This is a genomic window from Variovorax sp. 54 (assembly GCF_002754375.1).
Taxonomy (GTDB): domain Bacteria; phylum Pseudomonadota; class Gammaproteobacteria; order Burkholderiales; family Burkholderiaceae_C; genus Variovorax.
On sequence record NZ_PEFF01000001.1, the window covers coordinates 105,804 to 122,775 of the forward strand.

The 16,972-nt window shown below is 67.8% G+C and carries 15 protein-coding genes and 1 tRNA gene; 3 read left to right on the forward strand and 13 right to left on the reverse strand.

Translation table 11 applies throughout. The features are described from left to right. Positions 1 to 92: 92 nt before the first annotated feature. Positions 93 to 2,411 (reverse strand): arginine/lysine/ornithine decarboxylase, encoded by a 2,319-nt coding sequence (locus tag CLU95_RS00520; protein WP_099789311.1) that lies wholly within the window; start codon positions 2,409 to 2,411, stop codon positions 93 to 95. Between the two features lie 216 nt (positions 2,412 to 2,627). Between CLU95_RS00520 and CLU95_RS00525 the strand changes: the two genes are divergently transcribed. The 3 genes from CLU95_RS00525 to CLU95_RS00535 all read left to right on the forward strand — a co-directional run bounded on the left by CLU95_RS00525 (position 2,628) and on the right by CLU95_RS00535 (position 4,145). Continuing rightward, positions 2,628 to 3,041 (forward strand): NfeD family protein, encoded by a 414-nt coding sequence (locus CLU95_RS00525; protein ID WP_099789313.1) that lies wholly within the window; start codon positions 2,628 to 2,630, stop codon positions 3,039 to 3,041. Positions 3,042 to 3,089: 48 nt separating this feature from the next. Then, positions 3,090 to 4,019 carry an SPFH domain-containing protein gene (locus CLU95_RS00530; protein ID WP_099789315.1) on the forward strand — a complete coding sequence of 310 codons (930 nt, stop codon included), beginning with the start codon at positions 3,090 to 3,092 and terminating at the stop codon, positions 4,017 to 4,019. A 35-nt stretch (positions 4,020 to 4,054) separates the two neighbouring features. Continuing rightward, positions 4,055 to 4,145: transfer RNA gene (locus tag CLU95_RS00535), tRNA-Ser, on the forward strand. A 115-nt stretch (positions 4,146 to 4,260) separates the two neighbouring features. On the opposite strand, the gene CLU95_RS00540 is transcribed toward CLU95_RS00535, so the two are convergent. From CLU95_RS00540 to CLU95_RS00595, 12 genes are all read right to left on the reverse strand, one after another. After that, positions 4,261 to 5,004: a GntR family transcriptional regulator gene (locus CLU95_RS00540; RefSeq protein WP_099789317.1), complete on the reverse strand. Its 744-nt coding sequence runs from the start codon at positions 5,002 to 5,004 to the stop codon at positions 4,261 to 4,263. 58 nt (positions 5,005 to 5,062) lie between these two features. Further along, a complete protein-coding gene (locus tag CLU95_RS00545; protein WP_099789319.1) occupies positions 5,063 to 5,824 on the reverse strand; it encodes an aspartate/glutamate racemase family protein in 762 nt (253 codons plus the stop codon). 23 nt (positions 5,825 to 5,847) lie between these two features. Beyond that, the gene (gene hydA, locus CLU95_RS00550) at positions 5,848 to 7,275 is read right to left on the reverse strand and encodes a dihydropyrimidinase (RefSeq protein ID WP_099789321.1); all 1,428 of its coding nucleotides are present in this window, start codon (positions 7,273 to 7,275) and stop codon (positions 5,848 to 5,850) included. Positions 7,276 to 7,326: 51 nt separating this feature from the next. After that, entirely contained in the window at positions 7,327 to 8,055 is a 729-nt protein-coding gene (locus CLU95_RS00555; protein WP_099789322.1) for a maleate cis-trans isomerase family protein, read from the reverse strand. Positions 8,056 to 8,074: 19 nt separating this feature from the next. Beyond that, positions 8,075 to 9,388 (reverse strand): MFS transporter, encoded by a 1,314-nt coding sequence (locus CLU95_RS00560; protein WP_099797047.1) that lies wholly within the window; start codon positions 9,386 to 9,388, stop codon positions 8,075 to 8,077. A gap of 230 nt (positions 9,389 to 9,618) precedes the next feature. Continuing rightward, the gene (locus tag CLU95_RS00565) at positions 9,619 to 10,845 is read right to left on the reverse strand and encodes a pyridoxal-phosphate-dependent aminotransferase family protein (RefSeq protein ID WP_099789324.1); all 1,227 of its coding nucleotides are present in this window, start codon (positions 10,843 to 10,845) and stop codon (positions 9,619 to 9,621) included. Positions 10,846 to 10,889: 44 nt separating this feature from the next. Further along, complete coding sequence (locus CLU95_RS00570) at positions 10,890 to 11,660, reverse strand: fumarylacetoacetate hydrolase family protein (RefSeq protein ID WP_099789325.1); 771 nt, start codon at positions 11,658 to 11,660, stop codon at positions 10,890 to 10,892. 43 nt (positions 11,661 to 11,703) lie between these two features. After that, a complete protein-coding gene (locus tag CLU95_RS00575) occupies positions 11,704 to 12,498 on the reverse strand; it encodes a 2-keto-4-pentenoate hydratase (RefSeq protein ID WP_257214497.1) in 795 nt (264 codons plus the stop codon). Continuing rightward, positions 12,474 to 13,859: an amidase gene (locus tag CLU95_RS00580; protein WP_099789327.1), complete on the reverse strand. Its 1,386-nt coding sequence runs from the start codon at positions 13,857 to 13,859 to the stop codon at positions 12,474 to 12,476. The genes CLU95_RS00575 and CLU95_RS00580 overlap by 25 nt, the downstream gene beginning before the upstream one ends. 11 nt (positions 13,860 to 13,870) lie before the next feature. Further along, complete coding sequence (locus CLU95_RS00585) at positions 13,871 to 15,163, reverse strand: TRAP transporter large permease (protein ID WP_099789329.1); 1,293 nt, start codon at positions 15,161 to 15,163, stop codon at positions 13,871 to 13,873. After that, positions 15,160 to 15,804: a TRAP transporter small permease subunit gene (locus CLU95_RS00590; RefSeq protein ID WP_099789331.1), complete on the reverse strand. Its 645-nt coding sequence runs from the start codon at positions 15,802 to 15,804 to the stop codon at positions 15,160 to 15,162. Before CLU95_RS00590 ends, CLU95_RS00585 begins: the two co-directional genes overlap by 4 nt. Beyond that, a complete protein-coding gene (locus CLU95_RS00595) occupies positions 15,801 to 16,856 on the reverse strand; it encodes a TRAP transporter substrate-binding protein (RefSeq protein ID WP_099789333.1) in 1,056 nt (351 codons plus the stop codon). The genes CLU95_RS00590 and CLU95_RS00595 overlap by 4 nt, the downstream gene beginning before the upstream one ends. Positions 16,857 to 16,972 lie beyond the last annotated feature (116 nt).

The window sequence follows — 16,972 nt, forward strand, 5'->3', positions numbered from 1 at the left end:
AAAGCTCCTGGTTGAGGAAGGAAGCCGCTGGCCAAATGCAGCGGCCTGCTTTCAATACGCCTCGATCCCCGGAGTGGATTCGCCTTCGCCGACTACTTCTTCGGCACTGCGCGCACGCAGTCCGCGTAGTAGCGCTTCTTGCCGGTCTCGTCGACGCGCGCCACCAGACCGTGGATGTCGGTTTCGAAGCCCGGGCACTGCAGGTTGAACTCGCGCGAGAACTTCAGGTAGTCGACGATCTTCTTATTGAAGACTTCGCCCGGAATCAGCAGCGGAATGCCCGGCGGGTACGGCGTGATCAGGCTGGTGGTGATGCGGCCTTCGAGCTCGTCGATCTCCACGCGCTCGGTCTTGCGGTGCGCGATGTGGGCGAAGGCGTCGCTGGGCTTCATGGCCGGCGTCAGGTCGCTCAGGTACATCTCGGTCGTGAGGCGCGCCACGTCATAGCGCGCGTACAGCTGATGGATGTGCTGGCACAGGTCGCGCAGGCCCAGGCGCTCGTAACCCGGGTGCTGCTGGCAGAACTCGGGGAGGATGCGCCACATCGGCTGGTTGCGCGCGTAGTCGTCCTTGAACTGCTGCAGCGCCGTGAGCAGCGTGTTCCAGCGGCCCTTGGTGATGCCGATGGTGAACATGATGAAGAAGCTGTACAGGCCCGTCTTCTCCACGATCACGCCGTGCTCGGCGAGGAACTTGGTCACCACGCTGGCGGGGATGCCGGTCTCGGCAAAGTTGCCTTCCAGGTCGAGGCCCGGCGTGACGATGGTCGACTTGATCGGGTCGAGCATGTTGAAGCCGTCGGCCAGGTCGCCAAAGCCGTGCCAGTTGCGCGGCGACGACTTCTTGCTCTTGGCACGCTTGGAAGGCTGGGCGTCTTTCTCGCCCTTCATGATCCAGTCTTCGGCGCGGCCAATGCCTTCGTCGACGAGCTTCTCGGGGCCCCAGACCTTGAACCACCACTCGTCCTTGCCGAACTCTTCCTCGACCTTGCGCATGGCGCGGCGGAAGTCGAGCGCTTCAAGAATGCTCTCTTCCACCAGCGCGGTGCCGCCGGGCGGTTCCATCATGGCGGCGGCCACGTCGCAGCTCGCGATGATCGCGTACTGCGGGCTGGTCGACGAGTGCATCAGGTAGGCCTCGTTGAAGAGGTCGCGGTCGAGCGCGCGGTTCTGCGAGTCCTGCACCAGCACGTGGCTGGCCTGGCTGATGCCGGCGAGCAGCTTGTGCGTCGACTGCGTGGCGAACACCAGCGAATCCTTCGGGCGCACGCGGCGCTTGCCCATCGCGTGGTACGCGCCGTAGAACGGGTGGAAGGCGGCGTGCGGCAGCCAGGCTTCGTCGAAGTGCAGCGTGTCGACGTAGCCGTCGAGCATGTTCTTGATGGTCTCTGTGTTGTAGATCACGCCGTCGTAGGTCGACTGCGTGAGCGTCATCACGCGCGGCTTGACCTTGTTCGGGTCCACGTCGGCCAGCAGCGGGTTGGCCTTGATCTTGGCCTTGATGGCGCTCTGCTCGAACTCGCTCTTGGGAATCGGACCGATGATGCCGAAGTGGTTGCGCGTGGGCTTCATGAACACGGGAATCGCGCCGGTCATGATGATCGCGTGCAGGATCGACTTGTGGCAGTTGCGGTCGACCACCACCACGTCGTCGGGCGCCACCGTGTGGTGCCACACCATCTTGTTGCTGGTGCTGGTGCCGTTGGTCACGAAGAAGCAGTGGTCGGCGTTGAAGATGCGCGCCGCATTGCGCTCGCTGGCCGCTACCGGGCCGGTGTGGTCGAGCAGCTGGCCCAGTTCTTCCACGGCGTTGCAGACGTCGGCGCGCAGCATGTTCTCGCCGAAGAACTGATGGAACATCCGGCCCACCGGGCTCTTCAGGAACGCCACGCCGCCCGAGTGGCCCGGGCAGTGCCACGAGTACGAACCGTCTTCGGCGTAGTCGATCAGCGCCTTGAAGAACGGCGGCTGCACGCCTTCGAGGTAGCTCTTGGCCTCGCGGATGATGTGGCGCGCCACGAACTCGGGGGTGTCCTCGAACATGTGGATGAAGCCGTGCAGCTCGCGCAGGATGTCGTTCGGGATGTGGCGCGCGGTCTTGGTCTCGCCATAGATGTATATCGGCACGTCGGCGTTCTTGCGGCGCACCTCGCCGATGAAGCTGCGCAGGCTCAGCACGGCCGGGTCGAGGTCGGGGCCGACCGTGAACTCCTCGTCGTCGATCGACAGGATGAAGGCGCTGGCGCGGCTTTGCTGCTGCGCGAACTGGCTCAGGTCGCCGTAGCTCGTGACGCCCAGCACCTCGAAGCCCTCGCTTTCGAAGGCCTGCGCGAGCGCGCGGATGCCGAGGCCCGAAGTGTTTTCGGAGCGGAAGTCCTCGTCGATGATGACGATGGGAAAGCGGAATTTCATGAGCGGGGCTCCGGACAGGCAGTCAGACAGGCAATGAGCGAGGCGCGAAGTGTACGGAATTCGGATGACGGATTGCGCCGGCCGGGTTCAAGCCCGCAGAGGCGCACGACTGCGAAGGGCTCCACCGGGCGCCATACCCCTACGCGATACAGGCGCTTGGCACGCCATGCCGCAGAATGGCGACGATCCGAGTAACAAGAAAAGAGAGGAGTTGCCATGGGACATCCCACCTTCTGGTGGCTGATCGCAGGAGCGGCCATCGTGGCCGAGTTGTTGTCCGGCACGGTGTACCTGCTGCTGCTGGCTGCCGGCTTCGCCGCCGCGGCCATCGCCGCGCACCTGGGCTTCGACCTCGTCACGCAGCTGCTCGTGGCCGCCGTGGTCGGCGTGGGCGCGGTCGTGACCTGGTACCTGATCCGACGCAACCGTCCGGCCACGCCCACCAGCGATCTCAACCTGGACATCGGCGAGAGCGTGTTCGTCGATGCCTGGAACCCCGACGGCACCGCCACCGTGCGCTACCGCGGCTCGCAATGGACCGTCGTGCTGCGCGCGGGCCATGCGCCTTCCACCGGCGAACACCGCGTGGTCGAGATCATCGGCAGCCGCCTCGTGGTCGACAAGATCTAGCAGTTCAATCCGTCCGTCAGAAAAACGCATTCGAAAAGGAAGCACACCATGGAATTTTCCGTTCCTCTCATCATCCTGGTCATCGCGATCATCTTCATCAGCCAGTCGGTCAAGTTCGTGCCGCAGCAGAACGCATGGGTGCGCGAGCGCCTGGGCAAGTACCACGGCACCATGACGCCCGGCCCGAACTTCCTGATCCCGTTCATCGACCGCGTGGCCTACAAGCACAGCCTGAAGGAAATCCCGCTCGACGTGCCCAGCCAGATCTGCATCACGCGCGACAACACGCAGCTGCAGGTCGACGGCATCCTGTACTTCCAGGTGACCGACCCGATGCGCGCGAGCTACGGCTCGTCGAACTACATCGTGGCCGTGACCCAGCTCGCGCAGACCTCGCTGCGCAGCGTGATCGGCAAGCTCGAGCTCGACAAGACCTTCGAAGAGCGCGACGTGATCAACGCCCAGGTGGTGGCCGCGATCGACGAGGCCGCGCTCAACTGGGGCGTGAAGGTGCTGCGCTACGAAATCAAGGACCTGACGCCGCCGAAGGAAATTCTGCTGGCCATGCAGGCGCAGATCACCGCCGAACGCGGCAAGCGCGCGCTCATCGCCGCGTCCGAAGGCCGTCGCCAGGAACAGATCAACATCGCCACCGGCGAACGCGAAGCCTTCATTGCCCGCTCCGAGGGCGAGAAGCAGGCGCAGATCAACAACGCGCAAGGTGAAGCCGCCGCCATCACGGCCGTGGCCACCGCCACCGCAGACGCCATCGAGCGCGTGGCCGCCGCCATCCAGAAGCCGGGCGGCGAACAGGCCGTGCAGCTGAAGGTGGCCGAGCGCGCCGTCGATGCCTACGGCAAGGTGGCCGCCGACTCGAAGACCACGCTGATCGTGCCGAGCAACATGACCGAGACGGCCGCGCTGATCTCGTCGGCGATGCGCATGATCCAAACCGGCAAAAGCTCCGGCCCGACCTGAAATCGGCCGAAACCCACGCTACAATCGTGGGCTCAGGAGCGGTGGATGAGCGGTTTAAGTCGCACGCCTGGAAAGCGTGTGAGGGTTAATAGCCCTCCGCGGGTTCGAATCCCGCCTGCTCCGCCAAAACGATGCCCCAGTAGCTGTTCAGCTGCTGGGGCTTTTTGTTTGTAGGGCGCCCGCAATGGGTTTGCCTGTGCCTTGCGAACGCCGGGCATGCCGTTGCCCGACCTCCTCCGGCTCAGCTGAACACGCTTTCGAGATCGACCTCTTCCGCGCTGTCGTCCAGCTTCAGGCTCTGCTCGATGTGATCGAGGTGATGCAGCATGAGCTTCTCGGCCTGCGCAGCATCGCCGCGGTTCACGGCGGCGACGATTTCCTCGTGCTCGTCGGCGCGGCAGCTGGTGGCCGTGGGCGCGTCGTACAGCGAGATGATCAGGCAGGTCAGCACCGACAACTCGCGCATCGAGCGCGCCAGCGCCGAGTTGCCGGCCAGCTCGGCCAGCAGCACATGGAACTCGCCCGACAGCCGCACGATGGCGCGCTTGTCGTCGCGGCGGCGTGCGTCGGCTTCGAGTTCGATGTGGCGTTGCAGGCGCTCCCGCTTGGCGTCGTCGAGCGTGCGGATCAAACGGCGCAGCACACCGGGTTCGATGAGACGTCGCGCCTCAAACACATCCTGCGCCTGCTCGATGGTGGGCTTGGCGACGAAGGCGCCGCGTTGCGGCACCAGCTCGACGATCTGTTCATGCGCCAGCCGGGCCAGCACTTCGCGCACCTTGGCGCGGCTGGTAGCGAAGATCGTGGCCAGCCGGTCTTCGCCCAGCTTCGTGCCCGGTGCGAGACGGTGTTCCAGGATGGCGGCCGAAATCTTCTCGGCGATTTCATCGACGCTGTGTTCGCGGGCGTTGGGGGCACCGGTCGTGCCGGTGGCGCCAGCGGCGCCGTTCGCGCTGGTCTTGCGGGCTGGGGCTTTGGTGGGCATCGGCGCCGATTCTATCGACGCCCCCTCCAGGCTGCAGTGCGCCACGAGGCCCACCACCTCAGCCCGGAGCGCGTGTGCTGTCGCGCGCCAGCAGCCGCGCCAGCGCCTCGGGCAACCCCTGGTTCGGCTTGATCGGCGGCGGTGCAAAACTGCCCAGCCGCGCCGGCGCGGGCGCCAGCGACACGAGCGTCTGCGCATGGCACACGGCACTCGACACGCCGTCGACCACCGGCACCGGTATGCGGTCCTTGATCGAGCGCGCCAGGCCCGCGAGCGGCGCGCCGGCAATGATGATCACGTCCGCGCCGTCGTCCTCGATGGCCGACATGCACAAAGCCTCCAGCCGCTGGCCGTGGTCGTCCTGCACATGCCCGATGTCCTTGAGCGGACCGTCGAGGCTGCGGATACTCGCGAGCCGGTCGATGAGGCCGTTGGCCTGCACGCACTCGCGGTACCAGGCCGTGATGCGGCGCGAGATCGCGATGATCGAGAAGCGCTTGCCGAGCAGGCATGCGCTCATCAAGGCCGCTTCGGTCAGGCCGACCACGGGAATGTCGAGCGCCTCGCGCAGGCCGTCGATGCCGGGGTCGCCGAAGGCCGCAACCACGATGGCGTCATGCCGCGTGTGGTGTTCGGCCGCGAGCGTGGCGGCGGCGTACGCACCGATCAGCGATTCGAAGCGGGTCTCGATGTAGGCCACGCCGAAGGGCGCCGTGAGCACCTCGATGCGCGTGTCGCTCGCGGCCGCGCGCCGGGCTTCGGCCGCGATCAGGTCGGAGACGCTTTGCGAGGTGTTGGGGTTGATCAGCAGCAGGTTCATGGCAATGTCTCCAGGCGAAAGGCTCAGGACGGTCGGCGGCTCGGCAGCAAGGTGGGTTCGCCCCGGCGCAGGAATTCTCCGCGTCCGGCGCGTGGATGGAAACGTTCGCCGTCCCACACGACTTCGCCGCGTGCCAGCGTCAGTGCCGGCCAGGCTTTCACCTCGATGCCCTCGTAGGGCGTGTAGTCGACATCGTGGTGCAGGTCGGCGTTGCGAATGGCGCGCGGCGTGGTGCCCCAGACCACGAGGTCGGCATCGGCGCCGACAGCGATCGTGCCCTTGCGCGGGTGCAGCCCGTAGGCCTTGGCGGGGTTGGTGGACGTCAGCTCGACAAACTTGTTGATCGTGATGCGCCCGTCGAGCACACCGTGCGAGAACAAGAGCGGCAGCCGCGTCTCGATGCCCGGAATGCCGTTCGGGATGTGGCGGAACGCCACCTCTTCCCCGCCGGGCTTCTTGCCCTCGGGCGCGTCGTAGCGGAACGGCGCATGGTCCGACGAGAAGATCGTGAACAGTCCATCGGACAGCCCGTTCCAGATCACCTGCTGGTTCTCGCGGTTGCGCGGCGGCGGGCTGCAGACGCAGCGCGCGCCCTGGTAGCTGTCGTCGATGCCCAGGTCTTCGGCGGTCAGGAACAGGTACTGCGGACACGTTTCGGCAAACACGCTCAGGCCGTGCGCGCGCGCCCAGCGGATCTGCTCGACGGCTTCGCGCCCCGACACGTGCACGATCATGATCGGCACGTCGACCAGCTCCGACAGCGCAATGGCGCGGTGCGTTGCTTCGCGCTCGACCAGCATCGGACGCGAATGTGCGTGAAAGCGCGGCGCGGTGCGCCCGTTGGCTTCGAGCCGCTTGGTCAGCCACTCGATGCAGTCGGCGTTCTCGGCGTGGATCATGGCCATCGCGCCCTGCTCCCGCGCCACCGACAGCACGTCGAGGATCTGGCCGTCGTCCAGCTTCAGATCGTCGTAGGTCATGTAGATCTTGAACGAGGTGTAGCCCTCGGCGATGAGCTGCGGCAGCTCATGCTTGAGCACCTCCTCGGTCGGGTCGCTCACGATCAGGTGAAAGGCGTGGTCGACGTGGGCGCGGCCCTCGGCGCGCTGGTGGTAGTCCTGCACGGCGGCGCGCAACGACTGGCCCTTCTGCTGCGCGGCGAACGGGATCACGGTGGTCGTGCCGCCGCAGGCTGCGGCGCGGGTGCCGGTGTCGAAGTCGTCGGCCATGCGCACGGGCGGCTCCATCGGCTGGTCGAGATGGCAGTGGGCATCGACACCGCCCGGCGTCACGTAGCGGCCGGCGGCGTCGATCTCCTGCCGACCGGGCGGCAGGCCGAGGCCCAGCTGCACGATGCGGCCGTCGCGAATGCCGATGTCCGAATCGAAGGTGTCACTGGCGGTGGCAACGCGGGCGTTGCGCACCACGAGATCGAGGTCGCGGAAGGTCATGGTCTTTCTTTGCTTTTCTGTCTGTGTCTGGTGGTCGTCGGTGGCGGCTGTTCAGGCCTTCGCGTCGAACAGGCGGCCCCAGCCCTTCACGGCGCTCGGTTCGACGCCGACCGTCTTCAGTGCGCGCCAGACCACGGTGGCCACCGAGTCGTAGATCGGGATGCCGAGCTCGCGCTCCATCTCCTCGACCAACTGCGCGCCGCTCAGGTTGGTGCACATGATCGTGATGGCGTCGGGGCGCTGCTGCGCCACTTCGCGCAGCATGCGGCGCAGCGTGTCGGGTTCGACCTCGCTGAAGGCGAAGTTCACCGTCAGGTCGAGATGCCGTTCGGCCACGCAGTCGATGCCGATGCCCGCGTAGTTGGCAACGATGCGCTGCTGCACATCGTCGACGTACGGCGACACCAGGCCCAGCGTGCGCGCGCCCTGCGCGGCCAGCAGCTCGTTGAGCGCCAGCACCGAGGTGGTCGCCGGGATGCCGGTCGCCTCGGTGATGCGCGCGCACAGCGCCTGGTCTTTCTCGAAGCCGAGCCAGCTCGCCGAGGTGCCGCTCCAGCAGATGGTGTCGACGCGCGCGTCGGCCAGCAGCCGTGCGGCCTCGAGGATCTTGCGGTCGTCGAACTGGTTCAGCGATGCGTCGCGCATCGAGATCTCGGTGACGGTGAAGCGCGAGAAATGCGCCGAGACGCCGGGCACGCCCGCGACCATCGCGCTGGTCAGCGGCTCGAGCGCGGTGTTCGACGAAGGCGTGAGCACGCCGATGAGTTTGCGAGGGGTCATGGGAGTCGAGTGGGTGGGATCAGACCGGCAGCTTCTTGCTGTAGTCGATCAGCATCGTCGAGCAGACGAACAGGCCCGCGCCGGCGGCCGTGAACAGCATCAGCGCCATGAAGTACGAGCCCGTGGCCTGCACGATGAGGCCGACCACGATCGGCACGCCGATGCCCGCCACGTTGCCGCCGAGGTTCATCGTGCCGCCCAGGAAGCCGACCCGGGCACGCGTGCCGAGGATCGAGGGCACGCACCAGAACAGACCGCACCAGCGCAGGAAGAACAGCGTGACCGACAGCAGCACGACCACGGCGATCGGGTCGGTGATGCGCGTCACCATGAAGATGGCGATGGTCGCGATGATCGACGAGATGCCGAACAGCGTGCGCAGCACCTTGCTCTGCGAGGCGCCGGCGGCCATCCATTTGTCGGCCAGCCAGCCGCCGAACATTTCGCCGACGAAGCCCGAGAAGAACATGATGAACACCGCGCCGCCCATCTGCTTGATGTCGAAGCCGTGCACTTTCGACAGGTAGTTGGGCATCCAGGTGAGCAGGCCGTAGAACAGCGCGTTGAAGCACATCCAGCCGAAGAACATGCCCCACACCGAGCGGTAGCGGAAGAAGTCGAGCACGCGGCCGCTTGCATTGGCCGATTCCTTGGCGGCGTCGGCGGCGTGGCTGGCCTCGATGTAGCGCGCCTCGGCTTCGTTCACGTCGGGATGCTGGCGCGGGTGGTTGCGGATGTAGCGCCAGGCGAAGTAGCCGGCGATCACGGTGCCGACACCGGCGATCACGAAGGCCAGGCGCCACGAGCCGAGCACGGCGATCAGCGCCGAGATCAGGATCGCGCCCAGCGCCGCACCCAGCGGAGCGCCGCCGTCGAGCAAGGTGGCGCCGCGCCCGCGTTCGGTCTGCGTCATCCAGATGCCGTTGAGCTTGCCGCCCGCGGGGTAGATCGGCGCTTCGGCCGCGCCCAGGCCCAGTCGCGTGAGCAGCAAGGGCACCCAGCCCGTGCAGACGGCGGCGATGGCCTGGAAGAAGCCCCAGCCCACGGTGGCGCCGGCGATGACGACGCGCGGGCCGAAGCGGTCGGCCAGCATGCCGCCCGGAATCTGCATCAGCGCATAGGTCCAGAAGAACGAGCTGAGCAGCAGGCCCTGCACGGCCGGGCCGATGTCGAATTCCTTGGCGATCAGCGGCATGGCCACCGAGAGCGAGGCCCTGTCGATGTAGTTGATCGAGATCAGGAACAACATCATCAGGAAGATCTTCCAGCGCACCTTGGTGGGCTGGATCGTGTCGTCGGGCGCTGCGGCGGTCGCCTTGGCGCCGTCCGTCATGGTGTTTTGCATCGGTTTGTCTCCTTGCAGTGGCACGGATGCCAGCTTGCAAGGAAACGACCCGGCACGCTGGCGAACTTGGCAGTCGCGGGTCGGGCTGGTCCGGGCCAGTGCACCACCGAGGCTGTGGAGCGGAATTTAGGTGCTGTCGAAATTAACGTCAACAACAATGTTGACAATATTGTTGACGATAATGGCAAACACCTAGCCCGCAGCCCCTTCCCGAGGGATCACGCGGCGTGGACGGCCGGTGTTTCCGCAAAGTACGTCATGGCCGCCGCCACCCCGCTGGCGGCCATCGGCACGCCCGCCAGCTTGAAACCCATCTCGACGCCGGTCAAGGCGGCCATGAGCGTCAGGTCGTTGCAGTCACCCAGGTGGCCGATGCGGAACATGCGGCCCCGGAGCTTGCCCAGGCCTGCGCCCAGCGACAGGTCGAAGCGCTGGTGGATGAGGCGGCGCAGCGCGTCGGCATCGACGCCTTGCGGCGTGATGACGCCGGTCAGCACCGGCGAATGCACGCGCTCGTCGGCGCACTGCGTGGGCAGGCCCCAGGCCTGCACGGCGGCGCGCACGCCGCGGCCCCAGCGCTTGTGGCGCTCGAAGATCACGGGCAGGCCCTGCTCGAGCACCATGTCCAGCGCCTCGCTGAGGCCGTACAGCAGGTTCGTGCTCGGCGTGTAGGGCCAGTAGCCGCCCTGGTTCATCTCGATGATCTCGTCCCAGGCCCAGAAGGCCTTGGGCAGGCGCGCCGTCTTCGCCACCTCGAGCGCCTTGGGCGACACCGCGTTGAAGCTGATGCCCGGCGGCAGCATGAGGCCCTTCTGCGAGCCGCTGATGGTGACGTCCACGCCCCACTCGTCGTGCCGGTAGTCGGCGCTTGCGAGGCCCGAAATGGTGTCGACCATCAGCAGCGCCGGATGGCCCGCCGCGTCGATCGCGCGGCGCACCGAAGCGATGTCGGAGGTGACGCCGGTCGAGGTTTCGTTGTGCACCACGCACACGGCCTTGATGTGGTGCGTGGTGTCCTGGCGCAGGCGCTGCTCGATCAGGTCGGCCTGCACGCCGTGGCGCCAGCTGCGCGGCAGGCCGGTTTCGTCGGTGCCTTCGAGCGCAAGGAACTCGGGCTCCAGGCCGAGCCGGTGCGCCATCTTCTGCCACAGCGTGGCGAAGTGGCCGGTCTCGAACATCAGCACGTGGTCGCCGGGGCTCATCACGTTGACGAGCGCCGCCTCCCATGCGCCGGTGCCCGATGCGGGATAGACGACGACCGGATGCCGGGTCTGGAACACCTGCTGCAGCCCGCTGATGACCTTCTTGCCCAGCGTGGCGAACTCGGGCCCGCGGTGGTCGATGGTCGGCAGGCTGATGGCCCGCAGGATGCGGTCGGGCACGGGGCTGGGGCCCGGAATCTGCAGGAAGTGGCGGCCGCTGGGATGGTTGTCGAGCGCGATCATGGGTGTGTCTCCGTTCTGTGTTCTGGATGGATGGACGAAAGGTTCTAGAGCTGCACCGCCGCGTGGCCGATGCCCGGGAATTCAGCGGTGACGAGGTCGCCCTCGCCCGCTTCGAGAATGCCGACCCAGGTGCCGGTCGTGACCACGGTGCCGGCCGCGACGGTCTCGCCGTGGCGCGTGGCATGGCGCAACCACACGGGCAGCAGCCAGGCGGGGTCGCCGAGCGAATGCGTGCCGCGGCGCATCACGGCGGCGCGCGCGCCGATGCGCACCTCGCACGCTTGCGCGGCCCAGTCGCGTGCCACGAACGGCACCCACTCGCCGAGCACCAGCGCGCCGTGCGATTGCAGGTCGGCCAGCTTGCACAGCGCGGGCGCGTCGATGGGCTCCTGCCAGCGGGAATCGACGATCTCGATCGACACCGCCATCGCATCGACCAGGGCGCGTGCGCTGTCGACAGCCAGCGTCGATGCCAACGCCGGATCGACATCGCACCCGATCCGCAGCGCGATCTCGGCCTCGATGCCGCGGATGTGGAACGGCCAGTCGCCCGCCGTCGCCGGGCTGGGCCACACGCCGCGCGGCGGCAGCGGTGCGTGGGTCAGCACGGCATCGCGCGACGGGCCACCGGCTTTCCAGTACCGGGGCGGCGCAGTGCCGAACCAGCCGAGCGCCTGCGCCACCTGCTGCTGCACGGCGTAGGCATCGTTGGCCTGCGTCAGCAGGTCGGCCATCGACGCCGCGGGACACGTGGCGTGCGCACCGCGCGCACGAACCAGTGCCTCGGCCACAGCGTCGATTCTTGAAAGGGACATAGCGGTTGCCTCCAGTGATCTCGGAAAAACAGACAGGAAAAATTCAGAAGCTCGCGCGCAGCGGCGCGAGCCCCTTCACGTCCACCCGCACGGCCGTGCCCTGCGAGGCGAACAACATGCCGGTGCACGACCCGGTCGTCACGACCTGGCCGGCCCGCAGGCCCTGGCCTCGGGCCGCGCCCTGGTTGGCCAGCCACACGAGCAGCGCACCGACGTCGGGGTGCGTGTGCTCCCCGACCGTGTGCGCGACCACCTGCTCGTCGAAATGCATCACGACCTCGGTCTGCGCCAGGTCGAGCCACGCACGTTCGAAAGGCGCGGGCTCGCCGAGCACCAGGCCGCCGTGGCACAGCAGGTCGGCCAGCAGCGCCGAGGGGCTGGCGTCGAGCCAGTCGATGAGGCGGGTCTCCGCCACCTCGATCACGGGCAGCACCGAGACGATGGCATCGGCGACCTCGTCGCGGGTGTAGGGCGCCGCGCGTGGCGGCAGGTCGGTGCCGAGGCGGAACGCGAGTTCGGCCTCGACGCCGCGCAGATGCCATGCGCCGCCGACCAGCGACGCGCCGCCGGGCAGCAGCCCCTCGGCCGGCAGCGGTGCGCACGCGGGCTCGCGGCCCGGCGCGCTCGCACCGACCTTCCAGCCGCCGACAGTGCCGAGCACCGCCAGCGTCGCGTCCTGGATCGCGTAGGCCGTGTGCCGGTCGTGCGCAGGCAGCAGCGACGACATCACGCGCCGGCCGTCGCGCCGCGCGCGGCACAGCGCCTGCGCGGCCTCGGCCGGCAAGAGCTGCGGCGCGACGGCCTCGGCCAGCGTCACAACACGGGGAAGCGCTGCCACGGATGGGCCTGTTCGAACGAGCGCGCGAGCGCGAGCAAGGCGTCGTCCGCCCCTTCGCGCGCCACGAGCTGCACGCCGACCGGCAGTTGTCCCGCAAAGCCGCACGGCAGCGCGATGGCGGGCAGGCCCACGGCGTTCGCGAAGCCGGCGAACACCGCATGGCCGCGCGGGCCGACCTCGCGCCCGTCGATGCGCGTCGGATGCGTCTCGCCAGCGGGCCACGGCAACGCGGCCGCGGCCGGCGTCAACAGGAAATCGTAGCGATCGAACAACTGCGCCAGCGTGTTGCGCAAGCGCTCGGCCTCGTACAGCAGCTCGAACAGCTCGGCCGCGCTGGCCTTGCGCCCGTTCTCCGCATTCGCCTGCATCACCGGCCCGAACAGCGACGGATCGAAGGGCCGGCTCGACAGCTCCTGCGGATGCGCCACCAGCCACGCCAGCCCGACCTGCGCCAGCAGCGGCCAGCGCTGGTTGACTGCTTCAACGAGGCCGAAGTCTTGCGCCGTCGTGACCTCGTGGCCCAGCGCGGCCATGTGGCGCGCGGTCGCTTCGGTCAGCGCCGCGATCTGCGGATCGACCGGGTGATCACCGAAGCGCGGAATGAAGAGAATGCGCGCGCGTTGCGGGCCCGCGCCCTCTTCCACCGGCCGGTCGCCGATCACCTGCATCACCGCCGCCACGTCGGCCACGCTGCGCGCGATCGGGCCCGCGACCTCGAAGCCCAGAAAGATCGGCGGCAGCCCGTCGCCGCGCGGCACGCGTCCGCGCGAAGGCTTGAAGCCGACCAGGTTGGTGTGCGAGGCCGGCCGGCGGATGGAGCCCCCGCCGTCGGTGCCCAGCGCAATCGGGCAACCGCCCGCGGCCACCAGCGCCACTGCGCCACCCGACGAGCCGCCGGGCGTGAGCTTCGGGTCCCACGGGTTGCCGGTGGGGCCGAACACCGGGTTGTCGGTGTAGCCCTGCATCGTGAACTCGGGCACGTTGGTCTTGCCGAAGATCAGGGCACCGGCCTCGCGCAGCTTCGCCACCGGCAGCTCGTCGCGGTCAGCCACCACGCCGGCCAGCGCGCGGCTGCCCCAGTGCGTCGGCAGGCCGCGCACCTGCAGGTTGTCCTTGATGGTGACGGGCACGCCGTCGAGCGCGCCCAGCGCCCGGCCGTTGCGCCAGCGCGCGGTGCTTTGCTCGGCCGCGTGCGTGGCGCCTTCGCTGTCGAGCGTGATGAGCGCGTTCAGCCGCGGGTTGACCTCGGCGCTGCGCTGCAGGCAGGCATGCAGCGCGTCGGTCGGGGTGAACGACGCCTCGCGGTAGCCGGCCGCGAGCTGCGCGGCGTCGAGTTGCCAGAGCGGTGTGGTGGTGTGCATCGCGGCGGGCCTCACATGTGCGCCGGCAGCCACGTCACCAGCTGCGGCACGGCCATCAGCAGCAGCGTGAACAGGATCATTATCAGCGCGTACGGCATGGCGCCCCAGATCGCGTCCTGGATGCCGCCCTTGTCGGGACGGATGCCATGCACCACGAACAGGTTCATGCCCACCGGTGGCGTGATCAGGCCCAGCTCGCACATCAGCACGATGAAGATGCCGAACCAGATCGGGTCGACGCCCACGGCGATGGCGATCGGGTAGGTGATCGGGATCGTCGCCACCTGCATCGACAGCACGTCCATGAACATGCCCAGGATCAGGTAGAACACGATGAGCGCCAGGATCAGCCCCGTGGCCGACAGGCCCTGGCTCGCGACCCACTTCGTCATCGCTTCGGCCACGCCCGTCAGGCTCACCGTCAGGTTGAGGATGAAGGCGGCCACGACGATCAGCAAGATCATCCCGCTCACGCGCGCCGTCGAGATGAAGCAGTTGCGCATCAGCTCCCAGTTGAGCTTGCCCGACTGCCAGACGAAGCCCAGCGCCGCGAGCACGCCCAGCGCCGCGCTCTCGGCCGCCGTGGCGATGCCGAAGTACAGGCTCCCCATCACGATGCCGAACACCACCGCCGGCGGCACCAGGTGCACCAGCACGCGCAGCCGCTCGCGCATCGGCACCTTGGGTTCGCGCATCGCGTTGCCGCTGGCCAGGCTCGACACGGCGATCCAGAGCATGAAGCTCAGCGTGAGCAGCAGGCCCGGGATGATGCCGGCGACGAACAGCTTGCCGATCGAGTTGTTGGTGAGCGAGCCGTACACGATCATGTTCACGCTCGGCGGGATCAGGATGCCCAGCGTGCCGCCCGCGGCCAGGCTGCCCAGCGACGCGCGCATCGGGTAGCCGCGCCGCTGCAGCGACGGCAGCGCCACCGTGCCGACCGTGGCCGCGGTGGCCACCGACGAGCCCGAGGTGGCCGCGAACAGCGCGCAGCTGCCGATGTTGGTGTGCAGCAGCCCGCCCGGCAGGCGGCCCAGCCACGCCGACAGCGCGATGTACATGCGGTCGGCGATGCCCGAGCGCAGCAGCAGCTCGCCGAGCAGCACGAACAGCGGCACCGACGTGAGCAGGCTCTCGTTCTGCACGCCCCACACGACCGGCGCGATCGAGTCCATGAAGGGCGCGCCGTAGGCGGCAATGCCGCCGATGATGCCGATGGCCGCCATCGACACCGCGATCGGCAGGCCGAGCAGCATCAGGGCGAGCATCGCGAAGAATGCGAATCCGATCAGGGCAATGTTCATGGTGCGGCTCCTTCGGCGTGCTGCCGTGCCTTGAGGTCGTCGAGTTCTTCCTTCAGCTCTTCCTTCGCGCTCTTCGGATGGAAGTCGCTGTTCAGCGTCCGGATGTCGCCGCTGGCCAGCAGCCGCGTCGCGCGCCAGGCCAGCGCGCAGGCCACGAGAGCGAAGATCACCAGGCCCGCGTACCACACGCCCTGCGGAATGATCAGCGGCGTGGCCCAGGGCGTCTGCGCGGTGCTGCGGTAGGCCGTCGTGTCCTGGATCACCTGGAACGCGACCCACGCGATGAACAGCGCGAACACCGCCAGCGAGACGATCGAGAGCCAGTTCAGCAGCGCCTGCACGCGCGGCGGAAACTTGTCGTGGAACACGTCCACGCGGATGTGGTTGCGCCCCAGCAGCGACAGGCTGAAGGCCAGCGTGGAGCCGACCGCCAGCGCGTAGCCGCCCAGCTCGTCCGCGCCCTGCAGCGAGACGTTGAACAGCTTGCGCGAGATCGTCTCGATGGCGACGACGAACGCCAGCCCCAGGAAGATCGCGCCGAAGGCCGTGGCCAGCACGGTCTCCATGCGGGCTCTGAAGTCGGCGCGCGGGGCGGCGGCCTGGGTGGGTTGCCGGTCGCGGGTCATGGCGGCGCTGTTCATTGCAGGCCCAGCACCGGTGCCACCGTCGCCTGCCAGGTCTTCAGGCAGCTCGGGTTCGACTTGTTGCACACCTCCGCCCACACCGGCAGCGACACCTTGGTGACGGCGCCGCGCAGCAGCTCGGTGTCGGCGGGCGTGACGGGCACGTCGACCAGCTTGAACTTCTTGCCGGTGGTGCACGGCTCCTTGCCGGCGTTGCAGTTCAGCGCGTCCTTGAAGAGCTCTTCGGAGTACTTCCACATGTCGTCGCTCAGCGTGTCGAAGGCCTGCTTCATCTTGACCTTGGCCTCGGGCGCCAGCGCGTTCCACGACTTCATGGTCATGCCGTAGCCGTTCAGGGCCATCTGGAAGCCGATCGGCATCTGGTGCGTCGTCACCTCGGGCCAGCCCGCCGAGTTGGCCGAGCTGGGCCCGGTGATGGCGCAATCGACCACGCCCAGCGACAGCGACTGGTGCGTGTCGGCGAACGACACCGGCACTGGCGTGCCGCCCACCATCTCGATGAACTTGGCCAGGTTCTGGTCGTACACGCGCACCTTCAGGCCCTTGATGTCGGCCAGCCTGGCGATCGGCTTCTTGCAGAAAAGGATCTGCGGGCCGAAGGGCCACACGGCCAGCAGCTTCACGCCGAACTGCGCCTGCAGGCGCGCATCCGCCGTGTCGAAATAAGCCTTGGCCACCTTGCGGCCCGTGACGTAGTCGGGCGCCGCGCCCACCAGGTCCAGGCCGAGGATGGTGGGCTCGTCGCGCGAGTTCTGCGACACGCGCAGCGAGACGAGGTCGAACAGGCCCGCCTTCATCACGCGCAGCTGCTCGGTGTCCTTGATGCCCAGCGTGTCGATGGGCTTGTAGTCGACATCGATCGGCAACCCGGTGCGGGCCGCGAAGTTCTCGAAGAAGGGCTGCTCCTTGTTCTTCTGGAGCAAGCCGGTGGCCAACGGCTGGCCGATGGCTTTCATCTTGATGCGGTCTTGCGCGTGGGCCGCGGGCAACGCGAGCACCACGGCCAAGGCAACTGTGGCGAAGGACTTGAGGCGAAGGTGAAACGGCATGAAAACTCCAGCAGAGGTGAGTCGAAGGGAACGGGACGGCATCGAATGAAAGACGTGCCATTGAATCCCGCAGCGGCGCCGCGCAGCGGACTATTCCGCTGCGCGGGACAGTCGAA

Bases quoted from the DNA above. Each gene is read 5' to 3' on its own strand.
- CLU95_RS00520 (WP_099789311.1), bottom strand. From the start codon at position 2,411: ATGAAATTCCGCTTTCCCATCGTCATCATCGACGAGGACTTCCGCTCC.
- CLU95_RS00525 (WP_099789313.1), top strand. From the start codon at position 2,628: ATGGGACATCCCACCTTCTGGTGGCTGATCGCAGGAGCGGCCATCGTG.
- CLU95_RS00530 (WP_099789315.1), top strand. From the start codon at position 3,090: ATGGAATTTTCCGTTCCTCTCATCATCCTGGTCATCGCGATCATCTTC.
- CLU95_RS00540 (WP_099789317.1), bottom strand. From the start codon at position 5,004: ATGCCCACCAAAGCCCCAGCCCGCAAGACCAGCGCGAACGGCGCCGCT.
- CLU95_RS00545 (WP_099789319.1), bottom strand. From the start codon at position 5,824: ATGAACCTGCTGCTGATCAACCCCAACACCTCGCAAAGCGTCTCCGAC.
- hydA (WP_099789321.1), bottom strand. From the start codon at position 7,275: ATGACCTTCCGCGACCTCGATCTCGTGGTGCGCAACGCCCGCGTTGCC.
- CLU95_RS00555 (WP_099789322.1), bottom strand. From the start codon at position 8,055: ATGACCCCTCGCAAACTCATCGGCGTGCTCACGCCTTCGTCGAACACC.
- CLU95_RS00560 (WP_099797047.1), bottom strand. From the start codon at position 9,388: ATGACGGACGGCGCCAAGGCGACCGCCGCAGCGCCCGACGACACGATC.
- CLU95_RS00565 (WP_099789324.1), bottom strand. From the start codon at position 10,845: ATGATCGCGCTCGACAACCATCCCAGCGGCCGCCACTTCCTGCAGATT.
- CLU95_RS00570 (WP_099789325.1), bottom strand. From the start codon at position 11,660: ATGTCCCTTTCAAGAATCGACGCTGTGGCCGAGGCACTGGTTCGTGCG.
- CLU95_RS00580 (WP_099789327.1), bottom strand. From the start codon at position 13,859: ATGCACACCACCACACCGCTCTGGCAACTCGACGCCGCGCAGCTCGCG.
- CLU95_RS00585 (WP_099789329.1), bottom strand. From the start codon at position 15,163: ATGAACATTGCCCTGATCGGATTCGCATTCTTCGCGATGCTCGCCCTG.
- CLU95_RS00590 (WP_099789331.1), bottom strand. From the start codon at position 15,804: ATGAACAGCGCCGCCATGACCCGCGACCGGCAACCCACCCAGGCCGCC.
- CLU95_RS00595 (WP_099789333.1), bottom strand. From the start codon at position 16,856: ATGCCGTTTCACCTTCGCCTCAAGTCCTTCGCCACAGTTGCCTTGGCC.